Genomic DNA, 15,262 nt, shown 5'->3' with positions numbered 1-15,262 from the left:
CTTCAGGCGTCGAGACAGGCCGCAACCACGCGCAACGCGGCGTCTCCTTTCACTTCACCGGCCAAAAGCGGGACGCGTTTCACGTCCCGTCCCCGGAACAGCTCCGTCGCCCGGCGCAGGGCGGTCTGCTGGACCTCCCACCGCCGCCGGCAGAACGCACAGTTCTCGTGGTTGGGTGCGAGCAGCCAGTCGTCATCGAGGTTCCGATCCCCGCCGGCGACACGGTCGGGCTCTTCCATCACCCTGTTTACCACGATCGTGCCGACCGGAATCCCGAACTCTTCGAGCCGGCCGACGAGGCGTTCGGACTCGACGACGCTCATCTCCTCGGGGATCAACACGACCCTGAAATCGGTGCGGTCGGGGTCCCGCAACACGGCACGCAGGCGTTCGATTCGCTCGCGGAGCTGTTCGAGGTCGGCGGCGTCGCCGACCGGTCCCTCGCCGCCCCCGAACATCCCCTTGAACCCCTCCATCATCCCCGAGAGCCGCTGTCGGAGCTTCAGCATCTCCCCGACCATCGAGTCCATGATCTCCGGCAGCTGCAACAGCCGCAGCGTGTGCCCCGTCGGCGCGGTGTCGATGACGACGCGGTCGAAGCGTGGGTCGTCGAGATGCTCCAGCAGTTGCTGCATCGCCGCCGCCTCGTCGGCGCCCGGCATCGTCCCGCCCAACAGCGGGTCGATCCCGTCCCCGCCCAGTAGCTCCCCCAGCGGGTTTCCGGCGCCGCCGGCGCCCGCGAACCCGTCGCCCTCGCCGCCTGTCTCCTCGCCGAATCCTTCGCCCTCGCCGAACGCGCCGCCGCCGAATTCCCCGCCGCCGCCGAACAGGCCGGCCTCCATCGCGGCGTCTGGGTCGATTTCGGCGGCGTACAGCGGCAGATCCTCGCGGATGCGGGCCGGCTCGGCCGGGATATCGACGCCGAACGTGTCGGAAAGCGAGTGGGCCGGATCCGTCGACACCACGAGCGTCGCGGTCCCGCCGGCGGCCGACGACAGCGCCGTCGCGGCCGCCATCGTCGTCTTCCCGACGCCGCCCTTGCCGCCGTACAGGACGTACTCCGGTGCGTCGACGCCGGCCGGCAGATCGGTCGTCGGCTCCACGTCGAGTTCGTCGTCGACCCGCTCTCCGTTTGGTTCCGCCTCGTCGACCGGGTCCACGGCGTCGTCCCGGTCGGTCTCCTCGCTCTCCTCGACGCGATCGACCGGTTCGACGTCGATTTCGCTCATGTGGATCTGGAGGGACGGGAGCCACCTGTACCCGTCGGTCCGGGTCGTTCGGTGCGATCGACGCGCCGTCGACTCTCCGACATGGTCGACGAGAAAAACGGCTCGAGTGTGGGATGTGCTACAGTGGGATCACGCTACGTTGAACCCTTTTTCGCGGAGGAACTCCTCGACGCGGCCGGAGTGGTTCCCCTGTAACTCGATGGCATCGTCTTCGACGGTGCCACCGCAGGCGAACTTCGATTTGAGATCCGACGACAGGGAGTCCATGTCCACGTCCTTCGGATCGAATCCTTCGATCACCGTTACCTCTTTTCCGTAGCGGCGCTCGTCGATGCGGATGCTGATCTGCTGGGACTCTTTTGCCACGTCTTCACAGACGCAGAGTTCCTCGGGCAGCCCACACGTCGAGCAGACTTCCGACATTACAACCTGGATGTACAGGATGGCTATATTAAACTGTGTCGGGAGCTTTCATTCCCGGAACCGCCGAACCACCGGCGTCGCCTCCCACACGAGGTCGTCGACCGTCTCGATCGCGGCGTCGGCGTCCGCCCGGGACACCTCGCCGCTGTACTGTGCCCGCTCGTAGGCGTCGTACACGTCTTCGATCCGTTCGTCGGCGCCTCGGAGCTGCATCGCGGTTAGATACGTCCGTGGCGTTTCGGTTGGGCGCCGGGGACGGTACCGACGGCCGAGCAGATACTCCAGCCGAGCGAACGCCCGCTGGACGTCGGATCCGGGGTCACGCCGCCGTCCAGGATATCGAAGCCACACCGCACGGTATGCCCGCCGATCCCACCCCCGTTGCCGGATCGCGACGGCGAATCCGAACAGCAGCAAGGCACCGTACCCGACGCTGTCGCGCGAGGGGAGCGTCCGTTCCTCCTCGCCGGGATCGTCGAGTCCGGGTGCCGCACCGACGTCCTCGAACTCGCGTTGATCGACGCCCGAGACGGGCTGGACGTCGCCGGCGTCGGCGGGATCGTCGGCGGCGTCCGGATCGAGAACGTCGTCGACCTCGGGATCGTCTTCGGGATCGGTGTCCACCGGATCGTCGGTTTCGTCGTCGATGTCGTCGTCGGGCGTCCACTCCCCGGGACCGGATCCCTCGACGTCGACGCCCTCGACGCCCCCCTGGCGGGCCTCGACTAGCCTGGCGTCCCTGACGCTGTCGCGGGGATCGCTCGGCGTCGGATCGAACTCGACCCAGCCGTGCTCCGGGACGTACACCTCGACCCAGGCGTGGGCGTTCTGTCCCCGCACTGCCCACTCGTTCTCGCCGATCCGCTCGCCGGTCGTGTAGCCGGTGACGAACCGCGCGGGGACGTCCTGGGACCGCAGCATCGCGGTCATGGTCGTCGCGTAGTAGGTGCAGTAGCCGGCGTCCATCTCGAAGAGGAACGCGTCGGCGACGTCGCCGGATGGACGTTCGACTGTCAGCGAATACTGCTTGTTCTCCTCGAGATATCGCTCGATCGCGACCGCGGCGTCGTACGGGTTGTCGGCGTCGGCCTCGTCGATTACGTCGGCAGTCAGATCGCCGACTCTGTCGGGGGTGCTCTCGGGGAGGTCGGTGTACCGCGCTTCGATCTCCTCGGGGTACTCCGTGCTGGCGTTTCGGAGTTCGTCGGGCTCGGATCGCAGCCGTTCGCTCTCGATCCGGACGGTCTCCCCGTCCATGATCGTCACCGACGGGTGGACGCTGCCGAGTTCGGTCACCTGGGCGTTCTGTGCGGCGGGTCCTTCGATCGCGACCGGCTGTGCGGCCGCCGGGAACACGCCCATTTCGGTTCTGGCGGTCACGAGCTGGGTGATGCGTTCGCTGGAGCCGGGCGGCCCGTCGATCTCGCCGTCGTACAGCGTCGTTTCCCCGGTTCGCGCCCAACCGTCACCGGTGTATTCGTCGTAGATGCCCGTGCGCCACTGCGCCGGCTCGTCGCTTTCGACGGTAAAGCGGACCTCCTGTGAGAGCCGGACGGAGCCGACGATCGCCAGCTCCTCCTCGTCGGCCGACAGCGTCGACTCCAGCCCGCTGGTTCCCCGATCCATCACGAACGGCCCCGCCGCACCGCCGGGCACGACCGTCAGGGTACTCGTCACCAGAAGCATTGCGAGCAGCACGGCGCCGAGCGTCCGCCGGTGAGTGTCGACCCCGCCGGGAACCGAGAGGGTGTCCAACCCGAGCGCGAGCGCGACGCCGAGCGCGCCGACGAGCGTCACCGCCGTGCCCGCATCGCCCGTGAGGACGAAAAACCCGAGCGCACCGCCCGGTGCGACCAGCGCGAGGGTGTACCGACCCCTGAGGCCGGCGTACACCGCGAGGAACGTCGGAACCGGCGCCATCGAGAGCACCCACGCTGTCGGCTCCGCGAGCCGGAGGACCGACAGCCCGGAAAGCAAGGAGACGGTGTCGAACACGAGCTGTGGGAGTGTGAACAGCGCCCGCTGACTCGCCGGCACGGCGAGCAGGTACACGGCGCTTCCGACGGCGAGCAGCCCGGAGCCGATCCACATCCCGGCGCGGGGCGAGATCGTCCTCGCGGCGCCGACCGCAAGGACGATCGTGACGGCGACCGTCAGCGCGAACTGCCCCACGCCGCCGACGACGTCGACGACGCCGTAAAACTCCCACAACGCGGCCGAAAGCACCACCAGTACCCCGACGAGCGGTGGCTCGACCGAGAACGGCTGCGGATCGAAGACCACATCGACCGCCCGCGCGAGACGCCGCCGCACCCGGCGCACCAGATCGGCGATCGGACTCTTCATCGTTCACCCCCGTCGGCCGCCGGGACGGTTCCGGGGGCCGGTTCCCCGGTCTGTCCTTCGGCCGTTCCCTGGCTTCGATCGTCGTCCTGTCCGGGTGCGGTCCCTTCACGGAGCTGATCGAACCGATGAGTCTCCCCGTCGGTTTTGATCTCTGTTTGCCGGTGTGTCCCCTCGATCACGACGTCAGCGTCCGGGTCGGGAACCCCCCCGCGGGGCAGTCGCGTCAAAAGCTCGAGGAGCTGGCGTGGGTCGCCGCCGGGGAACGTCTCGACGCGCCCGTTCGGCGCCGAGAGGTCGACCGGAACCCCCTCCTCCAGCAGCGCGAGCGCGACGCTGGTCGCCGCCATCGCAGTTCGGTCGGCTCCCCGGCCGCCGACGCTGATCGAGACGCTGGGTCCCTGTGTGTCGGCGGCGAACTCCTTTACGATCAGCTCGTCTTTCCGTGCGGTCGCGGGCCAGTGGATGTCCCGGAGGGAATCTCCCTCCACGTACTCGCGGAGCTGGTCGAACTCGTCCCGCTGGCGGCTCTTGCCGACTTCCTCGACGTCGTACAGCCCGAGACGGAACCACTTCGGTATCGGCCGCCGCTCCGGATACACGAGCACGCTATCGACGGGATCGCAGTCGAACTCCCGAGACAGCAGCCCGAACACGTCGGTCGCGACCAGTTCCGTCGGCCCGATCGATCGCTCGCCGCGGCGGCGGTACGACACCTCGAACTGCACGTCACTCTCGCCGATCGCCGCCTCGACGGCGGACTGTTCCAGCTCGAGCCCGTCGTCGACACGTTCGGTGACTCGGGCGAGGAACGGATCGGAGAGCCCGGCGGTCGGCTCGCCGGCGTCGGCAAACCGGAGCCGAAGCTCGTGGCTCGTGCCGGCGTGGGCGTCCGGCGGCAGGTCGCGAATCACCCGCGGCGCTTCGAGGCCGCGAAGCTGGAGGTAGGCGGCCGCGAGGCCGACGATTCCGGGGGCGACGACGGCGTTGAGCGCGCGCGGCCCCGCGATCCACGCCATCGCCGCTGCGAACAGGCAGACGGCGACGACGCTTTTCCCGCGGCGGGTGAGTCGGACGTCGGGGGTGAAGCGGTCTGGGAGCATTCCAGTCGTTTGCGCTGTCGGCGGGGGATCGGATTACTCGACGGCGACCGTCGAGAGCGCCTCCTCGACGATCTCTCGACCGGTCGTTCCGCCGGTTTCCGGTCGGACCCGGTGGGCGAGCACGCTTTCCGCCTCCGTCTGGACGTCGTCGGGGACGACGTACTCCCGGCCCTCGAGCAGCGCTCGCGCCTGGGAGGCCCGCAACAACGCGAGGCTCCCCCGGGGACTCGCACCGAGTCCGGCCCGTTCCCGGGTGAACCGGGCGAGTCGGGAGACGTACGAGCGGACGGGTTCGCCGGCGTCGATTCGGCTTGCGGTCTCGCGTGCCCGTCGGAGCTCGTCGGTGGTGGCCACCGAGTCGATCGACTCGATGGGGTGCCGCCCGCGAAGCCGGTCGAGCATCTCCGTCTCCTCGCTCTCGGAGGGGTAGCCGATCCGGAGTTTCTTGGTGAACCGGTCGATCTCGGCCATCGGGAGATCGTAGGTCCGCCCCGGCTCGACGTCGTTTTGAGTTGCGATGACCACGAACGGGTCCGGCAGTCGTCTGGTTTCCCCGTCGACGGTCACCTGTGACTCCTCCATCGCCTCCAGCAGCGCCGACTGGGTTTTCGGCGGCGCGCGGTTGATCTCGTCGCCCAACACCACGTTCGCGAACACCGGGCCGGGACGGAACTCGAAGTCGCCGGTCTTTCGGTTGTACACGTTCGATCCGGTGACGTCCGAGGGGAGCAGATCGGGGGTGAACTGGACGCGCTTGAACGAACAGTCGACCGACCGTGCGAACGCGCGTGCGAGCATCGTCTTTCCGACGCCGGGAACGTCCTCGAGCAGCAGGTGACCCCGGGCGAGAACCGTCACCAGCACGTGGTCGATCACCTCCCCTTTCCCGAGGATCACCCGACCGACGTTCTCGGCGATCCGCTCGGCGATCGTCGACGCCTCGGCCGCCGACAGCGCCGCCGTCTCGCCGACCGGCGTCCCGGCGGGGTTGGTAGCATCTGTCATGCTATTGGCTATCTTTCATCGCGGCTGTCGTCGGATATGTCTTGCGAGAGGTCACGAGGGCGGTCGCGTGTCACGTCACACCATTCCATGCCCCCGTTTGGGGGCGAAGGCGCCTAACGTTTCCGGGGCTCAGTCTGCGATCTCGACGCCGGAGATCTCGAAGCGAGCTCCGCCGGTTTCGTCGGCGATCGCAGCGATCTCCCAGCCGTGCGCCTCGGCGATGCGCTTGACGATCGACAGCCCGAGGCCGGTCCCGTCGCTGGCGGTCGTGTAGCCGGTTTCGAACACCTGTTCGTGTTCTCCCTCGGGGATCCCCGGCCCGTCGTCTTCGACGTAGAAGCCGTCGCTGCCGTCGAGGTCGCCGACGGTAACCGTGACGTTCCGGTCGGCTTTCCCGGCGTCGTCGGACTCTGTCCGACTGCTCGTGGAGCCGTGCTCCACGCTGTTCCGAAAGAGGTTCTCGAGCAGCTGTCGGAGGCGACTCTCGTCGGCTCGAACCACGAGTTCGGTCTCGATTTGCACTGTCACATCGTCGGTCTCGACGTTGTTCCAGCACCCCTCGACGATCTTCCGGAGATCGACGGGTTCGACCTCGGCGACTCCGGTTCCCTTGCGGGCGAGGGTGAGGAGATCTTCGATCAGCGCCTCGCTGCGATCGAGCGACCGCACGACGTCCTCGAGGTGCGAGCTGTCACACTCCTCGCGGGCGAGTTCGAGCCGGCCGCTGGCCACGCTCAGGGGGTTCCGGAGGTCGTGGGAGACGATCGAGGCGAACTCGTCGAGCCGCTCGTTTTGACGCTTGAGCTGCTGGGTTCGCCGCCGGAGACGCTGTGTCCGGTCGAGTTGCTCGAGCCGGGAGGCGGCGTGTGCCACCAGCAGTTCGACCAACTCGAGGTCGTCGTCGTCGAAGGCGCCGGGGGCCGTCGAGACCGCCTGAAAGACGCCGTGATCACCGACCGGGACCGTGATCGCCGAACGGAACGCCGTGTCAGCGGGCGCGGCGTCGCGTTTCATGAGGTCCTCGACCACCGACGACTCGCCCGTTCGGTAGGCTCTCGCCGCGAGGTTGTCGTCGGCGTCGACGTCGGTCTCGTCGTAGTACTGATCCGTCGAAATCTCCGAGGAGACGGCCATCGGAACCAGCGTGTCACCCTCGGCCGCGTCGGCGATGGCGATGTCGAACGAGAGGATATCCTCGGCTGCGTTCACGACCTGTTCGTAGACTTCCTCCCGAGTCTCGCTGCTGCCGATCTCGGTCGCCACGTCGTGAAGTGCGGTGATCCGTGCGCTCCGTCGCCGTCGCTGTGCCTCCTGCCGCTTCTGTTCGGTGACGTCCCGTGCCACGCTGAGCACCGCCCGCTCGCCCCGATACATCGTGATCGTGGCGTTGATCTCGGCAGGGATCCGGTCGCCGTCTTCAGTCAGATGGACGGTCTCGAACACCAGCGATCCCTCCGTTTCGAGCTCCTCGAGCCGCCGCTGATACTCGTCGTCGTCTACCGAGACGGCGAAGTCCCTGGGTGACAGTTCCAGGAGTTCCTCCCGGGAATAGCCCAGCCGATCCACTGCAGCCTCGTTCACGTACAGCATCGCCCCGTCCAGATCGTGGAGGAAGACCGCGTCGTTCAATCCCTCGAGGATCCCCTCTAACTCGTCGAACGCACGTTGGAGTTCGCGTTCGTGTTCGCGCTGGTCGGTGACGTCGGTGATGAACCCCTCGAGAACGAGGAGTTCGGCGTTGGTTCCGTCCTCGGTTCCGTCGCCGTTACCGTCGCCGTTACCGTCGCCGTTACCGTCGCCGACGTCATTGGCGTTGACGTGCACTCCGTCGATTGCCCTGCCACTGTCGTCGGCGTACACGGCTGTTCCCTGCTCCCACACCCACTTCGTTTCTCCCGCCTTCGTCACGATCCGGTAGGTCGTCTCGAAAGACGCTCCCTCCTCGAGTTCCTGCTGGATGTCCTCCCACGTTTCCTCGTGGTCGTCGGGGTGAAGAACGTTCTCTCCCCAGTTCACCTCGCCCGATTCGATCGCAGCCGCGTCGTAGCCCGTGAGCTCCTCGACGGCCCCGCCGACGTGTTCCATCGGCCATCCCGGCTCGTTTTCACACCGGTACACCATCCCGGGGAGGTTGCCGTAGAGCCGCTCGAGCTGGCGGGTGCGTTCCGAGAGGATCCGACGTGCCCGGTACTGCTCGACGGCATTTTCGATCCGATTCGCGAGGATCGCGTACTGGCCGGTCCCTGATTCCTTCTGGAGGTAGTCGGTCACGCCCGCCGAGATCGCTTCGCTCGCGATCTGTTCGCTCCCCTCGCTGGTGTACAGCACGAACGGCAAGTCGGGATACTGCTCGCGGATGCGCTCGAGGAACTCGATCCCGTCGAGGTTCGGCATCTCGTAATCCGAGAGGACGCAGTCGACGTTCTCTTCGGGGAGTCGCTCGAGGGCCTCGACGGGATCGGTCTCGACTGTCACCTCGAACCGTCCGTCCCGCCGTCGCAGAAACTCGGCGGCCACCTCGGCGAAGTCGGGTTCGTCGTCGACGTGGAGAACCCGGATCGGCCCATCCATTGCACCCTACTCCACCCGGCCAGCTTAAAAAGGATTCCCTCGGTGCAACCCTCGTTACCTCTCCCCCCACTCCTCGAACCGCTCGGACATCGAGTCGGCCACGTCGGCGAGATACACCGTCCCCCAGACCGCCGTGACGAACGCGCCGACGAGGTTGAAAAGCAGGTCCATCATGGTGTCGCCGATCCCGTGTTGGGCGAGCACGGCGGGAATGCCCGCCCGGATCGCGAACTGGTCGATGGCGAACTCGAGCAGTTCCCAGACGACGCCCGCTGCGAGGACGAACACCCCGATCAACAGTCCCATGAACTTCGGCGGCAGGTACACTGCGTCGGTGTGGAGATGAATCGCCCGGAACCCCGCGTAGCCGGCGGCGGCGACCACCGACGCAGAGAGGGCGTGAGTCAGGTGATCCCACGGCCCGACTGCGTCGTACAGTCCGGCCGATCCCAGCGCGTGGAGGAACACTGCGACCGTGATCCACAACACCAGTCCGGGATCCATCGGCAGCTCGAGGTCGCGTTCGAGCAGTGCCGGGACGAACGTGATCACCAGCGCGACGGTCGCGTTAGCGATCGTCGGCAAATGCAGCGTCCAGACCCCGTACGCGAGCACGATCCCCAGGACGATCTGCATTCCCCGGGTCAGGTGCCGCTGTGTTCGTTCCGACAGGTGGAGCCGCCGGGCGAGCGTTTTACCCTCGACGGCCGCCCGTCGCTCGCGTTCCTCTCCCGGCGCGTACGGGGGAACGTACGTCCGTTCGCTCGCGGGGGAGATCCGACGCTCGAAGAAAAACGCGAACGCGACCCCGGCGAGTATCCCCGCGACCGTCGCGTAGGTGAATTCGATCATCACGACCGCGTTCACGACGTCGGGATCGCGGCCGTCCAGAAGGAACGCGGTCCCGAACAGCACGTCGGAGAGCCACTGGCCGACGTTGTACACCGCGGCGGCAGCCATCGTCGAGAGCGTCACGAACGCGATCGCGAACCGGTGGGTCATCCGGACCGGCGTGAACGCGTGCAGTTCGACAGCGAGAAACAGCGCGACGACGGCGACGGCCACGTAGGGCACGACGTCGGTCCGGAACGGCACGCCGACGAGGAACTCCCACACGAGCGGCAGACAGGCGATTCCGACCAGCTCCCACGGCAGCGTCACCGTCGGATCTCGGAACGCGACCGGCGGAACGAGAGCGATCACGAGCAGAACCGCCGCCAACACCGCCGTTCGGACGTCCCCCGCGATCGCGACCCGCTCGATGACGAAGACGGACAGAACGCCGACGAGTACCCAAAAGAGAGCCGCATTGCGCCGGCTCTCCAGTAGCGTTCCCCCGAGCCTGTCTGTCGTCGCCATACGTCTAGTACGACGTGGGGGATTTCCTAATCGTTAGGGGTGTGCGGCCGTCTTTTCTGCCTCGAAATACTGCGAGATCAATAACCGTTCCCGACAGACTGATAAATACGTGTCGCCTTAGATACGACAGTATGATGCTTCCGACCCACGCGCTCGCCGGGATGGCGCTGGCGCTGCCGCTTTTCGCGGTCGCGCCGGAGCTTGCGCCCGTCGGGCTCGTGGCCGGGCTGCTCGGGGGGATCGTCCCCGATCTAGACATGTACGCCGGTCACCGGAAAACGCTGCATTACCCGGTGTACTACAGTGTCGCTGCCGTTCCTGCGACGTTGTCGGCGCTCGTTTTCCCGTCGGCGGCGACTGTCGCGGCGACGCTGTTCCTGCTGGGGGCTGCCTTGCACTGTGTCAGTGACGTCTTCGGAAGCGGGCTCGAACTGCGACCCTGGGAGGGGAACTCGACGCGGGCCGTCTACGACCACTTCCGGGGCCGATGGATCGCTCCCCGGCGGTTGATCCGGTACGACGGGTCGCCGGAGGATCTCCTGTTGTCTGTCGGGCTGGCGCTCCCACTTATATACGCCGTGGGGGCACCTTTCCAGGGAGTCGTGATCGCTGCCCTCGCCGTCGCGGTCGCGTACACGCTGCTGCGACGGACGCTCGCCGAACTGGCGCCGGTCGTCGCGAATCTGCTCCCGGCGGCGGTTCGCCAGTACGTCCCCGACCGGTACCTCCCCGAAGTCGACGCCGCGGTTTCACGGCGGTCTCGGTAGTCGCCGGAACTGCGTGCCTACACGTATCTGTCAAACGAAAGCCAAAAACGATTATAACATATCTTTCTGAAATAAACCCCAGTGCAGATGGGATGGACCGTTTCGGCGTTCGCGGTCATCGTGTTCGGGGGCTCGGTCGTGGCGCTCGCGGTCGGTGTCGCCGCGCTCCGGCAACGACCGGACCCGATGGCCGTGCCGTTTTCGGTATTGATGTTCGCGGCCGCAGCGTGGGCCATCCCGCACGGCGTCGGGCTCGGTTATTCTACCGTCGAGCAGGTCGCCTTCTGGCATCGGCTTCGGTATCCCGGAACCGTCCTCGCGCCAGTGGCGTATCTCCTCGTGGCGGCTCAGTACGCCGGCTACGAGAGATGGCTATCACGCCGGACGTACACGCTTCTCGCGGTCGTTCCCTCAATCACAGTCGCGGCGGTGTGGACGAACCCGTATCACGGCCTCTTCTGGCAATCGCTGTCGATTGCAACCGTCGGCGGCGCGTCGGTTCTGGTACCGGAGTTTGGCCCCCTGTACTGGATTAGCCTCGGCTACCTGTACGCGATAACGGCTCTGGGTCTCCTCCTGTACGGGATCTCGATCGTCCGGTCGGGCGCCGTCTATCGCAAGCAGGCGGTGTTGCTGTTCGTCGCAGCGTTCGTCCCGCTGGCGACGAACGTCGCCATGAATTTCGGGATGGGTCCTGAGCCGATGGTCGATTTCACCACCACCGCGCTGGCCGTCTCCGGGCTGGTGTTCGCGCTGGCACTGTTTCACTTCGACCTGTTTTCGCTCCGGCCGATCGCCCGGGACCGGCTCGTCGAAGAGTTAGAGGACGGCGTGGTCGTCGTCGGACCCGACGACAAGATCAAGGACTTCAACCCGATCGCGGCACGCATCTTCGATGGGATTGCGGTCGGACAGCCCGCCGACGACCTCCTGTCGTCGAACGTCGTCTCCGACGGCGGCGAACTCGTCGTCGAAAGCGGAGGAAACGAGCGCCGGTTTCGGCCGCGGTCGACACCACTGACCGACGGGCGGGATCGCGAAATCGGGCGGATCGTGTATCTCCAGGACATCACCGATGTCGTCGAACACGAACAGCGGATTAGCGTTCTCAACCGGATCCTCCGACACAACGTCCGCAACGAACTGAACGTCGTCCTCGGTCACCTGGAGCAACTGGAGCGACAAACGTCCGATGGCGACGCCGAACACGTCGAAACCGCAATCGAGAGCTCCAGACGGGTCGTCGAATTCTCCGAGCAGGCGCGCCACGTCGAGCAAACACTTCAAGCACGCGACAGCGCGGTGGATGCGTCGGCGACGGCAGTTGTCGACCGCGCCGTTTCCGACGCCCGGGAGACGTATCAAAACGCCGAGTTCGTGACCGAACTCCCGGATCGCACCGACCACGGCGTCCACGTGAACGTCGTCGACGAGGAGCTGTTCGAGCTGGCTGTCGCCGAACTGATCGAGAACACGATCGTACACCACGATCGGCCGTCCCCCCAGGTGACCGTCCGAATCGAGACCGACGGCGAACTGGTCTCCGTCCGGGTTGCCGACGACGGTCCCGGTATCCCGGAGCCGGAACGGGAGATCCTGAACACCCGGACGGAGACGGATCTGGTTCACGGCAGCGGCCTCGGGCTGTGGCTTGTGAAGTGGACTGCGTCGCTCTCGGCCGGCGAACTCTCGTTTGCGGACAACGAGCCACGAGGCACTGTCGTCACCCTCGCGCTCCCGATCGCCGACGGGCAGGGGTCCTCCGGGAGCGACTGTCGAACGAATTAACACCGTCTCGATCCACTCGTCCGTATGGACATCGCCCCGTTCGGCCTCGAACGCTGGTTCGCGGAGTACGAACACGACGCCGAGATCATGCTCGCCGAAAGCGGGATCCGGTCGCTGGACGCCTCCAGGTTCGATCTCGATCCGGGGGAACTGGGGTACGTGATCCCCACGAACGGCGATCCGGAATTCCGTGCCCGGGTGGGGGAACGCTACGACCGTTCGGCCGAGGAAGTCCTTTTCACCTGCGGGACACAGGAGGCGAACTTCCTTTCGTTCCTCTCGCTTCTGGGCGGCGACGGCGGCGATCACGCGGTCGTGGTGACACCGACCTACCAGGCGCTGTACTCCGTCCCGGAGGCGTTCGGTTCGGTGACGACTGTCGACCTGGAGCCGCCGCAGTGGACCCTCGACGTCGACGCAGTCCGGGAGGCAATCACCGACGACACCGCGGTCGTCGTCGTGAACAACCCCAACAACCCAACGGGGCGGTATCACGGCGAGGAGGTCATCCAGCAACTGTACGACGCCGCCGCCGCCCACGACGCGTATCTGCTGTGTGACGAGGTGTACCGGCTGCTCGCCGAGGACCCGCTTCCGCCGGTCGCGAGCATGGGCGAATATGGCCTGTCGACGACGAGCCTCACGAAGGCGTACGGACTCGCCGGGCTGCGGTTCGGCTGGCTCGTCGGCGACCGGTCGGTGATCGAGGCGGCCTGGAACTGGAAGGACTACACCACCATCTCGCCGTCGCTGTTCGGCCAGCACGTCGCAAAACAGGCGACGGGACGGCGCGAGACGGAAATCCTGGAGGAGAACCGCGAACTCGCCGCCGAAAACAGGGAGATCGTCGCCGACTGGATCGACCGTCACGATCTGTCCTGGTACGATCCGGTCGGGGTCAACGGCTTCGTCACCGTTCCCGACGGCTTCGAGTCGAGCACCGATTTCTGTCGAACCGTCGTCGAGCAGGAGGGCGTCGTACTCGCTCCCGGGGACCTGTTCGGCCACGACGACTACTTCCGAATCGGGTTCGGACTCCCCACGTCCGAACTGGAGCGTGGCCTCTCTTACGTCTCGAAAGCGATCGTGAACCGGGGAGAGTCCCGATGAGCGTTCTCCCGGACCGGTTAGACGACCTCTCGGAGGAGTCCATCGCGCTCGGGGCGGGCGCGCTCACCCTGATCGTCGTGAACCTCGCGGGCAACGCCGTCGGACTGGAGTTTCCCGAACGAACGATCGTCGCGATCGCGGCTGGCTTTTTGGCGCTGATGGCGACGAGCTACCTCCGTACCGGCAACTTGCTTCCCGAAGGCGACGACGAGGAGTACGAGCCCGAACTCTAGCCCACCGAAACCCGCCGAAACCCGCCGAAAGAGGACGAAGGGGCCGCACGTCGGCGATCAAACCGTTTATACTGCCGCCGGCAAAACGACGGTGTATGCCGAAAGAGCAAAAGCAGGTTCGCGACCTCCAGGAAGGCAGCTACGTGATGATGGACGACACACCCTGCAAGATCAACGCCTACAGCACCGCAAAGCCCGGCAAACACGGCAGCGCGAAGGCCCGAGTCGAGGGTCGCGGCGTCTTCGACGGCAAGAAGCGATCGCTCTCTCAGCCCGTCGACGCGAAGGTGTGGGTACCGATCATCGAGCGGAAACAGGGGCAGGTCGTCTCGGTGTCCGGCAACGACGCCCAGGTGATGGACCTGGACACCTACGAGACGTTCACCATGCGGGTGCCCGAAGACGAGTCGTTCTCCTCGGACGACACCATCGAGTACCTCGAGTACGAGGACCAGCGGAAGATCGTCGGATAATGTTCCCCGGCGCGTCGGCCGACCGCGAGGCGGCGGCGTACGCGATCGTCGGCGCGCCCCTGGACGCGACGACGACGTTCCAGCCGGGAACCCGGTTCGGCCCGGACCGGATCCGCCGGTTCGCGGAGACGTACGACGACTACGACCGCCGCACGGACCAGTTTTTCACCGACCTTTCGGTGCACGACGCGGGCGACGTGCACGCGTGGCCCGATGTCCCCGAGTATCTCGAGTTCCTCGAGGGGACGCTGCGGGACGTCGTCTGGGACGACGCGGTCCCGCTTACGTTAGGCGGGGAGCACACGATCACTTATGCCGGCGTCGCCGCCGTCGAGCCGGAGGTTCTCGTCGTTCTCGACGCCCATCTGGACCTGCGTGACGAATACGCCGGCAACCCGTGGAGTCACGCGTGCGTCTGTCGCCGGGTGCTGGAGGAGGGCCACGCAGACCGACTCGTCGTCGTCGGGGCCAGAACCGGCTCAAAAGCGGAGTGGGAGCGCGCCGACGCGGACGACGTCACAGTTGTGCCGCCGGAGGCGACCCGAGAGTGGGTCACCGCGACGAACGCGGGAGACACCGGGCTCGCGGACGTCGACTCAGTGTATCTCTCGGTCGACATCGACGGCGCAGATCCCGGATACGCGCCGGGGACGGGAACGATGGAGCCGTTCGGGCTGTCGCCCCGGGAAATGCGGGACGCAGTCCGCGCGGTGGCGCCCCGATCCGATGGATTCGACGTCGTCGAGGTGAACGATCGCGACGACGGCCAGGCGGCGGCCCTGGCCGGGAAGCTGCTGCGGGAGTTCGTCTACGCACACGCCGCCGACAGCCCATAAGGCGCTCTCGTCCCCGGAAAGC

General features: G+C 66.5%; 13 protein-coding genes. 6 read left to right on the top strand and 7 right to left on the bottom strand.

The window, feature by feature from the left end:
* Positions 1–2: 2 nt before the first annotated feature.
* The 7 genes from AArcSl_RS04260 to AArcSl_RS17675 all read right to left on the bottom strand — a co-directional run bounded on the left by AArcSl_RS04260 (position 3) and on the right by AArcSl_RS17675 (position 10,033).
* Positions 3–1,229, bottom strand: coding sequence for an ArsA family ATPase (locus tag AArcSl_RS04260; RefSeq protein WP_119815491.1), 1,227 nt, complete (start codon positions 1,227–1,229; stop codon positions 3–5).
* Between the two features lie 129 nt (positions 1,230–1,358).
* Positions 1,359–1,652 (bottom strand): stress response translation initiation inhibitor YciH, encoded by a 294-nt coding sequence (gene yciH, locus AArcSl_RS04255; protein ID WP_119815488.1) that lies wholly within the window; start codon positions 1,650–1,652, stop codon positions 1,359–1,361.
* A 48-nt stretch (positions 1,653–1,700) separates the two neighbouring features.
* Entirely contained in the window at positions 1,701–3,998 is a 2,298-nt protein-coding gene (locus AArcSl_RS04250; protein WP_245883359.1) for a transglutaminase TgpA family protein, read from the bottom strand.
* Positions 3,995–5,098, bottom strand: a complete 1,104-nt coding sequence (locus AArcSl_RS04245) for a DUF58 domain-containing protein (RefSeq protein ID WP_119815486.1) — start codon at positions 5,096–5,098, stop codon at positions 3,995–3,997. Before AArcSl_RS04245 ends, AArcSl_RS04250 begins: the two co-directional genes overlap by 4 nt.
* Positions 5,099–5,131: 33 nt before the next feature.
* Positions 5,132–6,103 carry an AAA family ATPase gene (locus AArcSl_RS04240; RefSeq protein WP_119815483.1) on the bottom strand — a complete coding sequence of 324 codons (972 nt, stop codon included), beginning with the start codon at positions 6,101–6,103 and terminating at the stop codon, positions 5,132–5,134.
* A 129-nt stretch (positions 6,104–6,232) separates the two neighbouring features.
* Positions 6,233–8,674: a hybrid sensor histidine kinase/response regulator gene (locus tag AArcSl_RS17330; RefSeq protein WP_119815480.1), complete on the bottom strand. Its 2,442-nt coding sequence runs from the start codon at positions 8,672–8,674 to the stop codon at positions 6,233–6,235.
* 54 nt (positions 8,675–8,728) lie between these two features.
* On the bottom strand, positions 8,729–10,033 hold the full coding sequence (locus AArcSl_RS17675) for a hypothetical protein (RefSeq protein ID WP_119815477.1): 1,305 nt from the start codon (positions 10,031–10,033) through the stop codon (positions 8,729–8,731).
* A gap of 131 nt (positions 10,034–10,164) precedes the next feature.
* Here AArcSl_RS17675 and AArcSl_RS04225 point away from each other — a divergent pair, with 131 nt between their 5' ends.
* The 6 genes from AArcSl_RS04225 to speB all read left to right on the top strand — a co-directional run bounded on the left by AArcSl_RS04225 (position 10,165) and on the right by speB (position 15,240).
* Positions 10,165–10,800, top strand: a complete 636-nt coding sequence (locus AArcSl_RS04225; protein ID WP_119815474.1) for a metal-dependent hydrolase — start codon at positions 10,165–10,167, stop codon at positions 10,798–10,800.
* Positions 10,801–10,887: 87 nt separating this feature from the next.
* On the top strand, positions 10,888–12,588 hold the full coding sequence (locus AArcSl_RS04220) for a sensor histidine kinase (RefSeq protein WP_119815471.1): 1,701 nt from the start codon (positions 10,888–10,890) through the stop codon (positions 12,586–12,588).
* A gap of 24 nt (positions 12,589–12,612) precedes the next feature.
* Positions 12,613–13,698, top strand: a complete 1,086-nt coding sequence (locus tag AArcSl_RS04215) for an aminotransferase class I/II-fold pyridoxal phosphate-dependent enzyme (RefSeq protein WP_119815468.1) — start codon at positions 12,613–12,615, stop codon at positions 13,696–13,698.
* Positions 13,695–13,931 carry a hypothetical protein gene (locus tag AArcSl_RS04210; protein ID WP_119815465.1) on the top strand — a complete coding sequence of 79 codons (237 nt, stop codon included), beginning with the start codon at positions 13,695–13,697 and terminating at the stop codon, positions 13,929–13,931. The genes AArcSl_RS04215 and AArcSl_RS04210 overlap by 4 nt, the downstream gene beginning before the upstream one ends.
* 95 nt (positions 13,932–14,026) lie before the next feature.
* A complete protein-coding gene (locus tag AArcSl_RS04205) occupies positions 14,027–14,404 on the top strand; it encodes a translation initiation factor IF-5A (protein WP_119815463.1) in 378 nt (125 codons plus the stop codon).
* Positions 14,404–15,240: an agmatinase gene (gene speB, locus AArcSl_RS04200; RefSeq protein ID WP_119815460.1), complete on the top strand. Its 837-nt coding sequence runs from the start codon at positions 14,404–14,406 to the stop codon at positions 15,238–15,240. Before AArcSl_RS04205 ends, speB begins: the two co-directional genes overlap by 1 nt.
* The last annotated feature ends 22 nt before the right edge of the window (positions 15,241–15,262 follow it).

This window comes from Halalkaliarchaeum desulfuricum (assembly GCF_002952775.1).
GTDB classification, from domain to species: domain Archaea; phylum Halobacteriota; class Halobacteria; order Halobacteriales; family Haloferacaceae; genus Halalkaliarchaeum; species Halalkaliarchaeum desulfuricum.
The sequence above is the reverse complement of the archived record's forward strand: the minus strand, read 5'-3'. Positions and strand labels throughout refer to the sequence as shown.